At 69.9% G+C, this 15,723-nt stretch carries 16 protein-coding genes; 12 read left to right on the forward strand and 4 right to left on the reverse strand.

The window, feature by feature from the left end; all coding sequences use genetic code 11:
* Positions 1–516 precede the first annotated feature (516 nt).
* A complete protein-coding gene (locus AB0N17_RS04350; RefSeq protein WP_366009582.1) occupies positions 517–1,215 on the forward strand; it encodes a helix-turn-helix transcriptional regulator in 699 nt (232 codons plus the stop codon).
* A gap of 177 nt (positions 1,216–1,392) precedes the next feature.
* Here AB0N17_RS04350 and AB0N17_RS04355 read toward each other — a convergent pair whose 3' ends face one another.
* A complete protein-coding gene (locus AB0N17_RS04355; protein ID WP_366009583.1) occupies positions 1,393–2,334 on the reverse strand; it encodes a UbiA family prenyltransferase in 942 nt (313 codons plus the stop codon).
* Positions 2,335–2,674: 340 nt separating this feature from the next.
* On the opposite strand from AB0N17_RS04355, the gene AB0N17_RS04360 reads away from it, so the two are divergent.
* The 7 genes from AB0N17_RS04360 (at position 2,675) to AB0N17_RS04390 (ending at position 9,259) form a co-directional block, all read left to right on the forward strand.
* The gene (locus AB0N17_RS04360) at positions 2,675–3,427 is read left to right on the forward strand and encodes a YqcI/YcgG family protein (RefSeq protein ID WP_366009584.1); all 753 of its coding nucleotides are present in this window, start codon (positions 2,675–2,677) and stop codon (positions 3,425–3,427) included.
* Positions 3,428–3,447: 20 nt separating this feature from the next.
* Positions 3,448–4,272 (forward strand): arginase family protein, encoded by an 825-nt coding sequence (locus tag AB0N17_RS04365; protein ID WP_366009585.1) that lies wholly within the window; start codon positions 3,448–3,450, stop codon positions 4,270–4,272.
* An 18-nt stretch (positions 4,273–4,290) separates the two neighbouring features.
* The gene (gene cysK / locus AB0N17_RS04370) at positions 4,291–5,268 is read left to right on the forward strand and encodes a cysteine synthase A (protein ID WP_366009587.1); all 978 of its coding nucleotides are present in this window, start codon (positions 4,291–4,293) and stop codon (positions 5,266–5,268) included.
* Between the two features lie 134 nt (positions 5,269–5,402).
* Positions 5,403–6,521 (forward strand): homoserine O-acetyltransferase, encoded by a 1,119-nt coding sequence (locus tag AB0N17_RS04375; protein ID WP_366009588.1) that lies wholly within the window; start codon positions 5,403–5,405, stop codon positions 6,519–6,521.
* Positions 6,522–6,632: 111 nt separating this feature from the next.
* A complete protein-coding gene (locus AB0N17_RS04380) occupies positions 6,633–7,379 on the forward strand; it encodes an SDR family oxidoreductase (RefSeq protein WP_366009589.1) in 747 nt (248 codons plus the stop codon).
* A gap of 45 nt (positions 7,380–7,424) precedes the next feature.
* Positions 7,425–8,360 carry a hypothetical protein gene (locus AB0N17_RS04385; RefSeq protein ID WP_366009590.1) on the forward strand — a complete coding sequence of 312 codons (936 nt, stop codon included), beginning with the start codon at positions 7,425–7,427 and terminating at the stop codon, positions 8,358–8,360.
* Entirely contained in the window at positions 8,357–9,259 is a 903-nt protein-coding gene (locus AB0N17_RS04390) for a DMT family transporter (RefSeq protein ID WP_366009591.1), read from the forward strand. The genes AB0N17_RS04385 and AB0N17_RS04390 overlap by 4 nt, the downstream gene beginning before the upstream one ends.
* A 255-nt stretch (positions 9,260–9,514) precedes the next feature.
* Here the strand turns inward: AB0N17_RS04390 and AB0N17_RS04395 are convergent, their stop codons facing one another.
* Positions 9,515–10,414 carry a LysR substrate-binding domain-containing protein gene (locus AB0N17_RS04395; protein ID WP_366009592.1) on the reverse strand — a complete coding sequence of 300 codons (900 nt, stop codon included), beginning with the start codon at positions 10,412–10,414 and terminating at the stop codon, positions 9,515–9,517.
* A 144-nt stretch (positions 10,415–10,558) separates the two neighbouring features.
* Here AB0N17_RS04395 and AB0N17_RS04400 point away from each other — a divergent pair, with 144 nt between their 5' ends.
* The 3 genes from AB0N17_RS04400 to AB0N17_RS04410 all read left to right on the forward strand — a co-directional run bounded on the left by AB0N17_RS04400 (position 10,559) and on the right by AB0N17_RS04410 (position 13,336).
* A complete protein-coding gene (locus AB0N17_RS04400) occupies positions 10,559–10,939 on the forward strand; it encodes a hypothetical protein (protein ID WP_366009593.1) in 381 nt (126 codons plus the stop codon).
* Entirely contained in the window at positions 10,932–12,563 is a 1,632-nt protein-coding gene (locus tag AB0N17_RS04405; RefSeq protein WP_366009594.1) for a multicopper oxidase domain-containing protein, read from the forward strand. Before AB0N17_RS04400 ends, AB0N17_RS04405 begins: the two co-directional genes overlap by 8 nt.
* 137 nt (positions 12,564–12,700) lie before the next feature.
* Positions 12,701–13,336, forward strand: coding sequence for a hypothetical protein (locus AB0N17_RS04410; protein ID WP_366009595.1), 636 nt, complete (start codon positions 12,701–12,703; stop codon positions 13,334–13,336).
* Positions 13,337–13,400: 64 nt separating this feature from the next.
* Here AB0N17_RS04410 and AB0N17_RS04415 read toward each other — a convergent pair whose 3' ends face one another.
* A complete protein-coding gene (locus tag AB0N17_RS04415) occupies positions 13,401–14,069 on the reverse strand; it encodes a CDP-alcohol phosphatidyltransferase family protein (RefSeq protein WP_366009596.1) in 669 nt (222 codons plus the stop codon).
* A 261-nt stretch (positions 14,070–14,330) separates the two neighbouring features.
* Positions 14,331–14,720, reverse strand: a complete 390-nt coding sequence (locus tag AB0N17_RS04420; RefSeq protein WP_366009597.1) for a VOC family protein — start codon at positions 14,718–14,720, stop codon at positions 14,331–14,333.
* An 84-nt stretch (positions 14,721–14,804) separates the two neighbouring features.
* On the opposite strand from AB0N17_RS04420, the gene AB0N17_RS04425 reads away from it, so the two are divergent.
* On the forward strand, positions 14,805–15,587 hold the full coding sequence (locus AB0N17_RS04425; protein WP_366009598.1) for a TetR/AcrR family transcriptional regulator: 783 nt from the start codon (positions 14,805–14,807) through the stop codon (positions 15,585–15,587).
* Positions 15,588–15,723: the final 136 nt, after the last annotated feature.

The raw sequence follows: 15,723 nt of genomic DNA on the forward strand, positions 1-15,723 counted from the left end.
GCCACCCGCCACTGTCGGCGGGCAGACCCTTGCAGGGGATTCGCTCGCTCCGGAGGCTTCCGGCTCGCAGCGACGACAGCCATGATTAGCGGCCGTCCGCAGCGGACGCAATGATGTGACCTACTACCCACTTACGGAGAAATGTCCAGAATGCTCCGCGAGGGGGCCATCCGCTGCGCTTCCCGGGGGTCCAGGGGTACGGCCCTCTTTAGGATGTGATCCCGCTCGCATGGCCGACGTCACGTCCAGAGCCCCCCGAAGCCCACCCCGGCCCCAGCCCAGCGCCGGCCCTTTGAAGATCATCGCCCTGTCTCGTTCAGGACGCCATCGTCACGCTCTGCTTCCATCCAGGAGCCAATAACCAGCTATGACTACGTGAAGTGATCACCGGTCCCACGTAGTGGATCTTCTTTTCGGCCACGCGGATCGGGTGCTAGCTTGCCCCCTCAAAAAGCCGCGGGAGCGCTGCCTGGGCGGGCAGGCGATGGTTCCGCGTGTCCGGATGGGGGGACATCAGTGGGTCGTCAGGCGGCTGCCGAGCAGCTTCGTGCTGCAATTGCCGAGATCATCGAGGGGTACCGGACCGCTCTGGGACGGCTCGGCAGTCCCCTCGTCTCCCGTGAGGACATCTGGCGGCAGTGCCGTCACCAGGCGGAAAGCATCGTGGCCGAATGCGCGCAGGCGCTCGAGGCCGGCAGCTATGTGACGCCCCAGGGTGTCGGGGAGTACTCGCGGCTGCTCGGGGCCCACCGCGTCGTACAGCAGGTTCCGGTGTCGGAGTCGGTACGCGCGGCGGAGGTGCTCTGGCAGGCAATGGAGGGTGCGGTCGCCCGGGCCGTCGGCCAGGTACCGGAGGAGGACCGGCTGACGGCGGCGCAGACGGTCACCACCGCGTTCCGGGCCGCCGCCGGCAGCCGCCTCTACCAGGGAATCCGCGGATACGAGGAGGCACAGCGGCCCCGGGAACCGGAAAGGGCGGAGCATGCCCCGGGAATGTCCGCGGGCGCGGAGGAGGCTCAAGGCATCGGCCTCCTCACACTGCGGGAGCGGGAAATACTGGAAGCGGTACGGGCCGGGCTCACGAACCGCCTGATAGGACGCCGACTGGAGATCAGCGAGGCCACGGTCAAGCGTCACCTCCACAACGCCTACCGCAAGCTCGGGGCCAGTTCCCGAGTACAGGCCCTCAACAAGGCGTTTCCCGAGCAGAGTTGACCTGGCCCACCGCCGAACCGGACCCGGCCGGGCCGCCCTCGACGCGACCTGGCCGACGTGGCGGCGGCCCGGACCTCCGGGCCCGCCCCGCAAGCGCCCCCCTCACACACAGCCCCGACTCCACGGCGACCAGCCGCACACGGCGACAGCGGTGACCGCTCACGTGACGCCCCCTGCTCACGCGGCGGCGAACGTGCCCAGCATGGCCAGGTTCGCCGCGTACTGCGTGACCATGAACGCCCGGTAGGCACCACGCCGTTGGTGCCGCCCGGCGCGCCCGCGCCGTGAATCGCGTGCCACCCGCACGACGACCCAGACCGCCCCGACCGCCACCGGCACCGCTCCCGCCAGGGCGAGCGGCGCCCACCGGACGGCCGCCGCCACCCCGGCCACAGCGACCAGTACGGCACACACCACGGCCAAAGCCCGCGCCACGGCGAGGCCGTGCACCACGGCGATGGTGCGCCGGCCGCCGACCGCGTCGCCGCCCGCGTCACCCAAGTCCTTCACCAGGGCTCCCACCAGCGCCATCCAGGCCGCCATCGTGCAGCCGAACACCACGCCCGCCCCGGTCCATCCGGAGCCCGCCGCCGAGATACCTGCCGCGTACGAGGTCGCACCCAGACCGAACGCCACCACCGCGCAGCGCCCGCTGGAGCGCTTGGCCTGCACCGGCGGGGCGGAGTAGGCCCAGCCGAGCAGGAGGAAGCACACCACCCAGCCCAGCACACCGTCGTTCGCCTGCGCCGCGAGCGTCAGTGCGGCGCCGGCCAGCAGGACGGTGACTCCCGCCGCGGTGCGCACCGGCAGGTCACCGCGGGCGATCGGGCGCAGGGAGCCGTTCGCCCGGTCCTCGTGGACGTCCGTCACGCCGTTGAGCAGGTACGCGCACACCACGGCGCACCACCAGGACGCCATCCCGAGCAGCGTCCGCCCCGGGGAGTGAGGCGGTTCCGGAGCCGAGAGCGTGCCCACCGCGAACCGCAGCAGAAACACCAGTTGCACCGAGGGACGCGCCTCCGACCAGCACAGGCGGGCCGTCTCCGCCACGGTCCGCCCGCGCAGATCCAGCGCGCGAGGCGAAGGGGAGACACCCAGGTAAGCACCGGAATCGATCATGGGCCGCAGCCTAGGAACGGGCTCGGGTGCATCGCCATACAACCATCGGCGTATGGGGGGTACATCCGGCTGGCCCCTTGGTCGCAATGCGTTGCGGCGGGCCGAATTCGCAGGCAACGATGGCTGAGCCGCGGCCCGGTGGATGCCGGGAAACGCGAAAGGGCAACGCATGGTGCCCACTTGCGGACGCCCGTGTCAGCGGTTCGCCGTGAGAGCGAAGTCCGATTGCCGCACTCGCCCCCTCCGATGCGTCCGTGTCTCACGGCGCGAGAAGAGGAAGGCCGACCGGCGGCAGAGGCAACGGTGCGGCGGCAAGGACCACGTAGAAAAGGATGCTCAGGTGGAAAGGTCGCAGCAGACCACGAGGCTGATCTCCCAGACACACGTCCTCGAAGACGGAGAGGAGTGGCATCGGGCAGCATTCGATGAGATCGCCTCGTATCTCACCGATCCCGGTTTCCCCTGTGTGTTCTCCCGGAACGCCTACCGGAAGCAACTGCTCAAGCTGGTCTTCGTGGAGGACGCCGGGAGCCGCGGTATCAGGCACCTGGCGCAGGCCCTCACCGAGTACGTGGAGCTGTCCAGAGCCTGGGACGGGCAGCTGAACAGCGCGTATCCGCTGGTCGCGGTGTTCGCGCAGGACGCGGCGGACGCGAGCACCGTGGCGGACTACCACGCATTCGGCTGGCGGGTGCTGCAGGAGTTGCACCATGCCGATCCCGATCCCTGGCCGGCGGGCATCGGCGATGACCCGGATACCGAGTCCTGGTCCATGTGTTTCAACGGAATGCCACTGTTCTTCAACATGAGTTCTCCCGCGCACCGCAATCGCCGCAGCCGTAATCTCGGCAGCCGTTTCACGCTGGTCGTGAATCCGCGGGAACGCTTCGACGTGTTCGCCGGTGAGACACCGAGCGGCCGGAAGGTCCGCGCGAACATCCGTGAGCGGATCCACCGTTACGACGGAATGCCGCACTCACCGCAGCTCGGCTCCTACGGCACCGGAGCACTCGAATGGTTCCAGTACGGACTCATCGACGAGAACGCCGAGCGAGGCGGCAGTTGCCCTTTCCGGCCCCGGCCGGCCGTCTGAGTAGAAGGAGATCCACACCCATGATCGAACTCATCGTGTCCCAGGGCCGGGTGGCCGACCGGGAGCCCAGGATGATCGAGGGCGCCGCCCGTATCGCACGGGCCCTTCAGGAGCGCTACGGCCTGGACGCACGCTTCGTCGGCGAGAGCGCGCCGGCCGCCCAGGACGACTGGAGCGTCAGCCTTCCGCAGGCGAGGCGGACACTGACCGGGCTGCGTGACGCGGTCGCCGGCAGCATCGCGCGCGGCAGCCGCACCGTCCTCATCTCCAACACCTGCTCGGCCAGCCTGGGGACGCTGCCGGTCGTCGCCCGGGAGCACCCGGATGCCGTGGTGCTCTACATCGACGGACACGGCGACTTCAACACGCCCGAGACGACGGACACCGGCTACCTGGGCGGAATGGTCCTGGCCGGGGTGTGCGGGCTGTGGGACAGCGGCCACGGCGCCGGTCTGCGCCCCGCACAGGCGGTGCTCGTCGGGTCGCGTGACATCGACGAGGCCGAGGCCGCGCTGATCGCCCAGCACGGTGTGCGGGTCATCCCTCCGGCCGAGACGACGGCGGCCACCGTCCTGGAGGCTGTCGGCGACCGTCCGGTCTGGGTGCACATCGACTGGGACGTGCTGGAGCCGGGACACGTGCCGGCCGACTACACGGTGCCGGACGGTCTGCTGCCCGAGCAGATCAGGGCGATCTTCGACGCGCTCCCGGCGGCGCAGCTGCGCGGTGTCGAACTGGCCGAGTTCAACGCCCCGCTGGACGACGAGCTCAGCGCCCGGGCGGTCGAAACGATCCTCGCCATGGTCGCCCCTGTCTTCGAAACCGAACCGGCCGCCCGGGCCTGAGAAGAAAGAAGAACCACGATGCCTCTGTACGACAGCATTCTCGACACCGTCGGCCGCACCCCCATCGTCCGGCTGCACCGGATGGCGCCCGCCCACACGACCGTCTATGTCAAGGTCGAGTCGTTCAACCCCGGCGGCTCGGTGAAGGACCGGCTCGCCCTGTCCGTCGTCCTCGACGCCGAGGCCAAGGGCCTGCTCAAGCCCGGCGACACCATCGTCGAGTGCACCTCCGGTAACGTCGGGATCGCCCTGGCGATGGTCGCCGCGGCCCGTGGCTACCGCTTCGTGGCCGTCATGGGCGACACCTACTCCGCTGAACGCCGCAAGCTGATCAGGGCCTACGGCGGCAAGGTGATCCTCTTCCCCGGGCACCTCGGCAGCAGCGGCGGCAACAAGATCGCCGACGAACTCGCCGCCCGGCACGGCTGGTTCAGGGCCCGGCAGTTCGACAACCCCGCCAACCCCGCCTACCACCGCGAGACCACCGCCTCGGAGATCCTCGCCGACTTCGCGGGCAAGCGGCTGGACTACTTCGTCACCGGATTCGGCACCAGCGGCACCCTGACGGGCGTCGGCCAGATGCTCAAGACCGCGCGGCCCGAGGTGCGGATCATCGCCGCCGAGCCGGACAACGCGGCCGTCCTGGCCGGCCGGCAGTGGAACGTCCACCGCATCCAGGGCTGGGCGCCCGACTTCGTACCCAGCGTGCTCGACAAGAGCGTCATCGACGAACTGGTGGGCATCGACGAGATCGTGGGGCGCGACACCGCACGCCGGCTCGCCGCCGAGGAGGGCATCTTCACCGGCATCTCCGCCGGAGCCACCCTGGCGACCGCGCTGCGCGTCGCCGAGAGCGCGCCTGCCGGGTCCGTCCTGCTCGCCATGCTTCCGGACACGGGCGAACGCTACCTGTCCACCTTCCTCACCGAAGGCATGGTGGAGGGCTCGGACGAGGAGTGGCTGGCCTCGCTCGGCACGGCGGGCGGCGAGTCGTGAAACCGCGGAAGGCGGGTCGCGCCCCTGCGGCACCCCCTTCGCACGCGCGGCGCACCAGCCATCCGGCACTGGCACTGGCACCGGCAGCGGCAGCGGCACCGGAACCGGCAGCGGCACCGGCAGGAAACAGACACATGAGGGAATTCATCCCTCCCGCGGCCCGTTTCGCCGACCTCCCCACCCCCTTCGCCCTGCACCGGGGCGGCACACTCACCGGCGCCCGTATCGCGTACGAGACCGTCGGACGGCTCGGTCCCGAGCGCGACAACGCGGTCCTGATCCTCACCGGCCTCTCCCCCGACGCCCACGCCGCCTCCCACCCGGCGGACGCCACCCCCGGCTGGTGGGAGACGATGGTCGGCCCCGGCCGCTTCATCGACACCGACCGCTGGTACGTGATCTGCCTGAACTCACTGGGCAGTTGCAAGGGGTCGACCGGGCCCGCCTCCCCCGACCCCGCCACCGGCCGGCCCTACGGCCCCGCCTTCCCCGAACTGTCGATGGAGGACATCGCCGACGCCGCCGCCCACACCGTCCGCGCCCTCGGTATCGAGCAGCTGGCGTGTCTGATCGGCACCTCCATGGGCGGCATGAGCGCGCTGTCCCTCCTCGCGCGCCACCCCGGCCTGGCCCACGGCCACATCAACATCTGCGGCGCGGCACGCGCACTGCCCTTCGCCATAGCCATCCGCTCCCTGCAGCGCGAAGCGATCCGCTGCGACCCGCACTACAACGGAGGCTGGTACGACGAGCAGCTCTACCCGCGCCGAGGCATGTTCACCGCACGCAAACTCGGCATGATCACCTACCGGTCGGCGACCGAGTGGGACAGCCGCTTCGGCCGGACACGCATCGCCCCCGGCCACCGCACCACGGACGACGGGCCCTTCGGCCACGAGTTCCAGGTGGAGGACTACCTGGAGCGCCACGCCCGTCGCTTCGCGGACCGCTTCGACCCCAACAGCTACCTGTTCCTCAGCCGCTGCATGGACCGGTTCGACCTGGGCGAGTCCTGCGCCACCACGACCGACGAAGCGCTCTCGCGCCTCGATGTCGAGAAGGCACTGGTGATGGGGGTGCGAAGCGACGTGCTGTTCCCGCTGCCCCAGCAGCGGCAGATCGCCGACGGACTCGCCGCCGGCGGCACGGACGTCGCCTTCGCGGAACTCGATTCGCCACAGGGCCACGACGCCTTCCTGACCGACACCGCCCGGTTCGGAACCCACGTGGCGAAATTCCTGGCGGAGCTCTAGCCGGAACGCCGCGTACGGCGCCGCACGGCCTCGCCCCTCGCCGCCTCAGGTCCCACTACCTGTCGCCCCACCCTCCTTCCTCCTCATCCTTTTCCGCTTCTGGAGAGCCGCATGAACCACTCCCCGCCCCCACTCGCCCTCGTCACCGGCGCCAACCGGGGTCTCGGGCATGAGACCGCGCGCCGTCTCGCCGGCGCCGGTGTCCAGGTGCTGCTCGCGGGCCGCAACCGCGAAGCAGTCACCCAAGCCGCCAAGCACCTGCGCCAGGACGGCCTTTCCGTCGACCCTCTGGCCCTCGACGTCACCGACCCCGCCGGCATCCGCGCCGCCGTCGCGGACGTCGAGCGCGACCATGGCCGCCTCGACATCCTGGTCAACAACGCGGCCATACGGATCGAGGAGTACGGAAAGCAGCCCTCCCAGCAGCCGCTCGCACAGTGGCGCGCAACGTTCGACACCAACCTGTTCGGCGTCGTCGAAGTGACCCAGGCATTCCTGCCGCTGCTGCGCAGGTCCGCGGCCGGGCGCATCGTCAACGTCTCCAGCCTGCTCGGCTCGGTGACCACACACGACGACCCGGACTCCTACGCCTACAGCCCGATGTTCAAGTCGCTCCCGGCCTACAGCGCCTCCAAGAGCGCGCTGAACTCCTGGACCGTCCATTTGGCGTACGAACTGCGCGGCACCCCCATCAAGGTCAATGCCGTGCACCCGGGCTACACCAGGACCGGCATGAACGACGGCGCGGGCGACCTCGATGTCAGTGAAGGCGCGAGCACCAGCGTGGCGATGGCCCTGCTCGACGACGACGGCCCCACCGGCACCTACACCCACCAAGGACAGACCATCCCCTGGTGACCATCCCGCTCCGTATCACCCTCCCCTTTCCCTTGGAGTCGCCCGATGGGCAGCCAACTGGCACTGGTCACCGACGAGACCAGCATCGCCATCGACTACGACATGCCGCTGCTGCTCGACGCCCTGCAAGAGGCCGGCGTCGAGGCCGAGATCTGTTCCTGGCGAGACCCTGACATCGCCTGGGACCGCTTCGACGCCGTCCTGCTGCGCTCTCCCTGGAGCTACACCGACAGACTCCAGGAGTTCCTCGACTGGTGCGAGTACGTCAGCGACGTCACGTCCCTGTTCAATCCGCTGCCGGTGGTGCGGTGGAACCTGGACAAGCATTACCTCGCCGACCTCGCCGCGGCCGGCGTACCGGTCGTACCGAGCGGCTTCGTGGCCCCCGGCGCCGATCCCGAAGCCGCACTGCGCGCCTTCCTCGCCGGGCACGACCAGGCCGCCGAGATCGTGGTCAAGCCCACGATCGGGGCCTACTCCCGTCACGTGCGCCGCTTCGCCCGTACCCAACTTCCCCAAGCCGCCGCCTACCTCGCCGAACTCCTCGGCGAGGGCCGCCACGTCATCCTCCAGCCCTACCTCGACGCCATCGACACCCACGGGGAGGGCGATCTCATCCACTTCGCCGGCACCTACAGCCACGCCATCAGGAAACACGCGCTGCTGCTCGCCGACGGAACGGTCAAGGAACCAACCCAGGACGCCCGCTCGGCACGCGAAGCCACAGACGACGAACGCGCCGTGGCCGCCGCCGCCCTGGACGCGGCGGCCGCTCACCTCGAACTGCGCGAGCCGCTCCTCTACGGCCGCGTCGACCTCATCCGCGGCACCGACGGAAAGCCCCTCGTCCTCGAACTGGAGCTGTGCGAACCGTCGTTGAGCATGCCCTTCGCACCGGCCTCCGCCACCCGCTTCGCCCGCGCCATCGGCACGCGGCTCCACCGCCTCCCCCACCTCAGCACCACGAACGGACGGTCATGACCACCCAGCAGGGCTCCCTCGCCCCCCTCACCACACCGGCCTTCTCCACCGGCACCCTCTACGCCGCGCTCGGCGTGGCCGGCTTCTCCTTCAGCTTCCCCGGAACCGTGTGGGCGCTCGACGGATTCGGCCCCTGGAGCGCCATCGGGGTGCGCGGCGTCCTGGCCGCCGTCATCGCGCTGGCCGCGCTGCTCCTGACCCGGGCGCCGCTGCCGTCGCGCGGGGACTGGCCGGCGCTCGCCGTCGTGGCGGGCGGCTGCGCGGTCGGCTTCCCGCTGCTGACCACTCTCGCGCTGCAGACCTCCTCCACCGCCCACTCCGCGGTCGTCATCGGCGCGCTGCCCATGACCACAGCCGCACTCTCGGCGCTCATCACCCGGCGCAGCCCCTCCAAGGTGTTCTGGGCCGCGGCCGGCCTGGGAGCGGCCACCGTCGTCGCCTTCACCCTCACCCAGAACCACGGTCGGCCGACCACTGCCGACCTCTACCTCTTCGGTGCTCTCCTGGTCTGCGCCGCGGGCTACGCATTCGGCGGGCGCCTGTCGGCCCGCATGCCCGGCTGGCGGGTCATCGCCTGGGGCGTGGTCCTCGCCGCTCCCGTCAACCTCGCCGTCTGCCTGTGGGCCCTCCCCCACGAACCCGTCCATCTCACCGCCAAGGCCCTCACCGGCATGGCCTACATCGCCGCCATCTCCCAGTTCGGCGGATTCGTCGTCTGGTACAAGGGCATGGGTCTGATCGGAGTCGCCCGGGCCAGCCAACTCCAGCTCGCACAGCCCCTCCTCACGCTGGTCTGGGCGGTGCTGCTCCTGGGCGAACACGTCACGGCCGCCGTCCCCCTGACCGCTGCCGTCGTCCTCACCTGCATCGTGATCACCCAGCGCGCCCGCACCGCCTGATCCACCAGCCGTACCCACCTCGCTGCCGCCGGCCGGCAGGGCCCGTGAAGCCGCCGCTCCCTGCCGGTCGCCACCCGGCGGCCGCAGCCCGTACGACAGCCTGCTCGCCGCCTGGTTTCCGGTTCCTGACGAAACATCAGGTACCGGATACGGCACAGGCACCGACTCACCGACCGGACGGGGACCGAAGGCGTCACGGCAGCCGACGCCGTCGCAGGACCCTGCCGCCGGGGAGGCCGCCCACCGGACGCGTCGTCATGCGGCCGGCGCCCCGCCGTCCCAGTCCCAGCCGGCGATTGCGTCGCGCATCATCCGGGCTCCGGCCGACAAATGCCCCGCGGCGGGCCGGACGAGCGTGACGGTCCGGCGGCAGTCGGGGCTGTCGATGTCGACCCACGTGACAGGGACGCGTACAGCCAGGTGGCGGCGTGCGAAGGCCGGATTGAGACCGATACCCAGGCCCGCGCCGATCAGCTCCTGAATCGCGCCGGGCTCGTCCCCCTCGCAGACGATCCGCGGCACCAGCCCGCGTCCGGCGAACAGCCGGTCCAGCAGACGCCTCTGCCAGTGCCCCTGATGCGTCGCGATGAAAGGCTCGTCGGCGAGCTCGTCGATGCCGACCGAAGCGCGGCCGGCCAGCCGGTGATCCAGCGGTACGGCGAGCACCACCGGCTCCTCGAGAAGCGGGAGGGTCTCCAGGTGGAGATCATCGGCGGGAACCGGCTGCGAGGCGACGCACAGATCCACCTCCTGAGCGCGCAGCCGACGGGCCATCTCCTCGACGGCCATCTGGTGAAGCTCGATCTCGACCTGCGGATGGGCGCGCTTGAAGGCCGCGAGCGGACCCGTCAGGGCGAGGAACGTCTCCGAGGCGAGGCGTACGACCCCGTGCCCCTCGCCCGCACTCTCCGCCACGGCCCGCCGTCCCGCGTCCAGTTCACCGAGAGCACGCTCGACATGGACGCGGAAGACCCGCCCCGCGTCGTTGAGCCGCAGCCGCCCGACCCGGTCGAACAGCGGACTGCCCAGCTCCGCCTCGAGCCTGGCGATGGTGCGGCTCAACGACGGCTGGGCGATGCGGAGTTCCCCGGCCGCACGGCTGAGGTGCTCCAGCCGCGCCACCACCAGGAACTGTCTGAGCGTGGTGAGGTCCACCCCGCCCCCTCTCTGCATCGCTGTCCGGTCGTCATACCTGAGCAGTCATAGCGGTATAGCAATATTGATCTTAGACATCATCCGCTTGGAGTCATAGCTTCAGAGGTGTTCCCGCTTCGAGGAGAGAAAGTGAGGGGACGCCAGATGACCACCGCGGTATTCCGGGCCGTCGTCAGCGCGCATCTGATCGCCATAGCCGGGCAGCCCGTGTTCGCCGGCCTGTACCTCAGCGGCGTCTACGACGGCCTGCGCTGGCATGCGGCCGACGCCGACGTGGTCACCTCGCTGGGATACGTACAGCTCATCGTGGCCGTCGTCCTGTGGGTACGGCTGCGCCGGGCCTGGCCGTTCCTGGCGACGCTGGCCCTGGTGGCGGCCGAGACCGTGCAGTACTTCGCCGGAATGGCGGGTGCACTGTGGCTGCATCTGCCGCTGGGAGTGACGACGGTGGCCGGGCTCGTGGTGCTGTTCATCGCCGTATGGCGCGCTCCGGTACGGCAGGAGAAGGAGGCACGGCATGCGTGAGCCGTCCGGCGTGCGGACAGGTGACCCGACACGGCGCCGGGTGCTGGGCATCGGCGGGGCGCTGGGGCTGCTGGCGGCCGGCGGGCTCGGGGTCTCGACAGCACTGACACGCCATCCGTCCCTCACCGGCGCCGAACTGCGCAGCGCGGTGCCGCTGCCGCCCGCCTTCCAGGTCCCGCTGCCCGTGCCGTCCGTGCTGCGGCCGGTCGACACCTCCGGCGGCACCGACCGCTACGAGATCACCCAGCGCGCCGCCGAACTGGAAGTCCTGCCCGGGATGCGGACGCCGATGTGGACCTACGACGGCACCTTCCCCGGGCCGACCATCGAGTCCCGGCGCGGCAGGCCCGTCACGGTAGTGCACCGCAACGAGTTGCCGGTGCCGACGGCGGTCCACCTGCACGGCGGTCGCACCCGCCCCGAATCCGACGGCTACCCCACCGACCTCGTCCTGCCCGCCGGATGGCCGCAGGACGACCACGACATGCACGCCATGCCCGGGATGCCCGGCATGCCCGCCACCGCACCGATGAGGGACCCGGAGGCGGTGACGACTCGGCTGACCAGGCAGTACACCTACCCCGTCGAGCAGCGACCCACGATGCTCTGGTACCACGACCACCGGATGGACTTCACCGCTCCCGCGATCTGGCGCGGTCTGGCCGGGCTGCACTTCGTGCGTGACGACGCCGAAGAGGCCCTCGGCCTGCCCTCCGGCCACCGCGAACTCCCGCTGATGATCGCGGACCGGGCCTTCGACGGCGACGGCAACCTCGCGTACCCCTCCCTCGACCCGACCCTGCGACAGCGGCCCGGCGTCCGCGAGCCCTACACCGCCGGCGTCCTCGGCGACGTCATCCTCGTCAACGGCGCGCCCTGGCCCGTCCACGAAGCGGACACGGCCCGCTACCGGTTGCGCATCCTCAACGCCTCCAACGCCCGCCACTACGACCTGGAGGCGGTGGCGGACGACGGGCGCAGGCTCGATCTCGTCCAGGTCGGCGCAGACCAAGGCCTGCTCGGCGCCCCCGTCACACACCACCGCCTGCCGGTCGCCCCGGCCGAACGCTACGACGTGGTCGTCGACTTCTCCGACCAGCCGGTCGGCCGCACTGTCCGCCTCCTCAACCGGCTGGGGTCCGGCCGCACCCGCGAGATCATGGCCTTCCGCATCACACGCCGCGCCGTCGACGACAGCCGGGTGCCCAAGATCCTGGCCACCGATCTGCCGCACTGGCGCCGCTCACAGGTCACCCGGGTCCGGGAGTTCGCCTTCCGGGCCGGCCGGATGCACGGCGGCCGGGGCTGGCTGATCGGCGGGCTGCCCTTCGACCCGGCTCGCGCGGACGTCACCACACGCCTCGGCGACACGGAGGTGTGGCGGCTCATCGCCGATGTCCACCACCCCGTACACCTGCACGTGACGGGCTACCGGATCCTCTCTCGCGACGGGCGCCCGCCCCTCCCCCACGACGCCGGCCTCAAGGACACCATCTCCCTACGCCCCGGAGAGTCAGCGGAAATCATCACCCGCTTCGACGCATACCGAGGTCGCTACCTCTTCCACTGCCACAACGCCGAACACGAGGACATGGGCATGATGGCCAACCTGCGCATCACCTGAAAACGCCCCACCGGCCCGCCCGTCGGGGCTGCTCCTCGCACATCACCCGATCCGGTCACAGCCCCGTCGCGCGCCCCCATCGTCCACACGGTCGCCGTACGCTCGCCCCTCAGGCAACACCCGCACAAGGGGGGACCATGAATCGCAGAACGCTCGCCTGCACCGCCGCCGCCATCGCCGTCCTGAGCACGGCCACCGCCTGCAAATCCACCACCGCGACGGACAACAGCGGCAGCACCTCCACCGCGACGGCCGGCACCGGCACCAGCGGGGGCAAGGACGGAACCGTCACCAAGAAGACCGTCCCGAAGTTCGTCGGCATGGGCCTGCAGTCCGCCCAGGACGCCGCTCAGAGCGCCGGGTTCTACCGCCTGAAGTCACACGACTCCCTCGGCCGCGACCGCATGCAGATCCTCGACCGCGACTGGAAGGTCTGTTCCCAGAACCTCAAGGCCGGCACCGTCGCGGCGACGAACTCCGAACTGGACTTCGGCGCGGTCAAGCTGGCCGAGACCTGCCCGGCACACGACCAGGCCGCCCCCTCTGCGGCCGGCGGGGAGATGCCCGATTTTCACGGCAAGAGCGTCAAGGCCGCCCGGGACGCCCTCGACTCCAGCACCTCGATCACCGTGAACGACGCGACCGGGGCCGGCCGGATGGTGCTGCTCGAATCGAACTGGCAGGTGTGCACGCAGAAGCCGGCCGCCGGGACGAAGCCGGCCGGGCAGCCGGTCACGCTGAACGCGGTCAAGTATGGCGAGCACTGCCCGTAGACATGGACGAGGCCCGGACCGCCATGACCCGGGCCTCACTTGTCACATGGCGGCACTCCGACGCTCAGGAGAGTTCCCGGAACCACTTGGCCAGGAAAGCCGGGACGAGCACCGCGTATGCCGCCAGCAGAGTCAGATAGAGGACGATGAAAGTCTTCTGGCTTCCGAGGAACAAGAAGATGAAGCACAGCAGACCGTAATCCACGGGCAGGAGTGCGACGCCACGGGTGACGGAGGCGGGTGACACCGGACGGAGGCGTACGCCCGCTTCCCGCTTCTTCAGCTGCTCCGCCAGAATGCCCCCGAAGAATAACACCAGGGAAGCGAATTGGAAGATGATCGGAGTGAGCAGGAGAGCGGGAAATCTCAGGTCGGCGAAACGGTAGAACGAGATCAGTACCGCCGCATGAATTCCCAGTAGTTTCGCGCAGTCCATCACATGATCTATCCACTCTCCTCGCGGACTGGCAGATCGGTTCAAGCGCGCCAGCTGACCGTCCGCGGAGTCGAGAGCGTAACCGCCGAGCAAGGCGAGAGCGACACAGCCTCCCAACACATCGGTAGGCGGGTGAAGGGCGATCGCCGTGATGGCGGAAAGGGTCACCAGACCGCTCACGACGGTCACGTGGTCCGGTGAAAGACCGAGACAGTGTGCCGTCGCCGCGAGCAGCTTTCCCGCCGGCCGATTGACGAACCGGGAGTAGATCGAAATCCCCCGCGCAGGCTTCTGCATCCTCGAGAGCTGCGTCAGTGCGTTTGAAAACTCCACTTGCAGGACTCCGGTGCGTTCAGTGTGCCAGTTCGCCCCACGACTTCAGGCCGGTCAGACCACGGGACTCCCCGTCGCTCTGCTCGCGATCCACGGCGCGTTCCATCTCGAGCCGTTTGACATGCTATCGGCTCGACTATGGATTCCCGCTCATCGACGAGGGTTGTCTCTCGGAAAGTGGCCGGGCGTCTTCGGCATGGGCCCGGGCGCGGCGCCGCAGATGTCTCACCGGGCGGAGGCGGCGTTCCAGTCGACCAGCTGGACGATCACGCCGTTCGGATCGCGCACTTGGAACGCGCGCTCGCCCCACTCTTCCTCCGTCATGGGCATGGTGATCGTGACGCCTTCGGCGCGCAGGCGCTCCAGTTCGTCTTCCAGGTGGTCGACGGTGAAGGCGAGGATGAGGCCGGCGGCGTGGTCGTCGCGCTGGTCCGCCGGGAGGGTGTCCAGTCCCCGGCGCAGGAAGATGACGTTCATCCCCGCGTCGTCGCGGCCGAGGGACGCGAAGCCGTCGGCGGCCATCTCCTCGCGAAACCCGAAATGTCGCTGCAGGAAGGCACTGGAGGCCTCGACATCCTCGACGTTGAGCGACACGGCACTGGAGGTGATCTTCACTGGTGCTCCCTCGGCTCGATTCTCTGTACGCAGTACAATGTACATTGTACATTGTACGCCGAATCGGTGGGAGAGACTTGCCCCGTGCCGACAGAACGAACGAGCGCGGGCGACCCGGCCCGCACACTGCAACTGCTGTGGCGTGACCTCGCCCCTGCGGGCGGCCGCGGGCCGCGGCGCGGGCTGAGTATCGACACGGTGGTCGAGGCGGCCACCGCCATCGCCGACAACGAGGGCCTGGACGCCGTGACGATGCGCCGCGTGGCGAAGGAACTCGGCGTGGTACCGATGACGCTCTACACCTACGTGCCGGCCAAGGCCGAACTTCTCGACCTCATGCTGGATGCCGCCTACGCCCGCATGCCCCGACCGGACACGGCCGGGCTGTCCTGGCAGCAGCGCGTCACCGCCGTCGCCGACGAGAACAGAGCACTTTTCGAACGCCACCCCTGGGCCGCGGCCGTCTCCACCTCCAGGCCCCCGCTGGGACCGGGACTGATGGGGAAGTACGAGCACGAGCTCTCCGCGTTCGAGGGCCTCGGGCTCAGCGACCTGCAGCTGGACGACTGCCTGAACCACCTGCTCACCTTCGTACAGGCATCAGCCCGCGCCGCCGCCGACGCCCGATCCGCCCGCCACGACAGCGCCATGAGCGCCCAGCAGTGGTGGCAGGTCAACGCCCCGCTGCTCGCCCGGGTCCTCGACGCGAACGCCTACCCGACGGCCGTCCGCGTCGGCACGGCGTCAGGCACCGCACACGGCACCGCCTACGACCCCGACCACACCTACGCGTTCGGCCTGCGCCGCATCCTCGACGCGTTCGCCGTCCTCATCGACCGCAACCGAAACCCCGACACCGCCGGCTGACGCCACACCCGGAGCCGGGGCAGGCCGGCGCCGCGGGCGCCGGGCTCGTGGCGGAGCGTTCGGGGTATCCGTGGGCGTTCGCCCTGACCGCCCTGCCGGGGTCGAGCCGGGTCCTCGCAGCGAAACCGCCGACGCC

It is taken from the genome of Streptomyces sp. NPDC051133 (assembly GCF_040682635.1).
GTDB lineage: Bacteria > Actinomycetota > Actinomycetes > Streptomycetales > Streptomycetaceae > Streptomyces.

Bases quoted from the DNA above. Each gene is read 5' to 3' on its own strand.
- AB0N17_RS04375 (WP_366009588.1), top strand. From the start codon at position 5,403: ATGAGGGAATTCATCCCTCCCGCGGCCCGTTTCGCCGACCTCCCCACC.
- AB0N17_RS04415 (WP_366009596.1), bottom strand. From the start codon at position 14,069: ATGCAGAAGCCTGCGCGGGGGATTTCGATCTACTCCCGGTTCGTCAAT.
- AB0N17_RS04365 (WP_366009585.1), top strand. From the start codon at position 3,448: ATGATCGAACTCATCGTGTCCCAGGGCCGGGTGGCCGACCGGGAGCCC.
- cysK (WP_366009587.1), top strand. From the start codon at position 4,291: ATGCCTCTGTACGACAGCATTCTCGACACCGTCGGCCGCACCCCCATC.
- AB0N17_RS04380 (WP_366009589.1), top strand. From the start codon at position 6,633: ATGAACCACTCCCCGCCCCCACTCGCCCTCGTCACCGGCGCCAACCGG.
- AB0N17_RS04410 (WP_366009595.1), top strand. From the start codon at position 12,701: ATGAATCGCAGAACGCTCGCCTGCACCGCCGCCGCCATCGCCGTCCTG.
- AB0N17_RS04390 (WP_366009591.1), top strand. From the start codon at position 8,357: ATGACCACCCAGCAGGGCTCCCTCGCCCCCCTCACCACACCGGCCTTC.
- AB0N17_RS04405 (WP_366009594.1), top strand. From the start codon at position 10,932: ATGCGTGAGCCGTCCGGCGTGCGGACAGGTGACCCGACACGGCGCCGG.
- AB0N17_RS04400 (WP_366009593.1), top strand. From the start codon at position 10,559: ATGACCACCGCGGTATTCCGGGCCGTCGTCAGCGCGCATCTGATCGCC.
- AB0N17_RS04385 (WP_366009590.1), top strand. From the start codon at position 7,425: ATGGGCAGCCAACTGGCACTGGTCACCGACGAGACCAGCATCGCCATC.
- AB0N17_RS04355 (WP_366009583.1), bottom strand. From the start codon at position 2,334: ATGATCGATTCCGGTGCTTACCTGGGTGTCTCCCCTTCGCCTCGCGCG.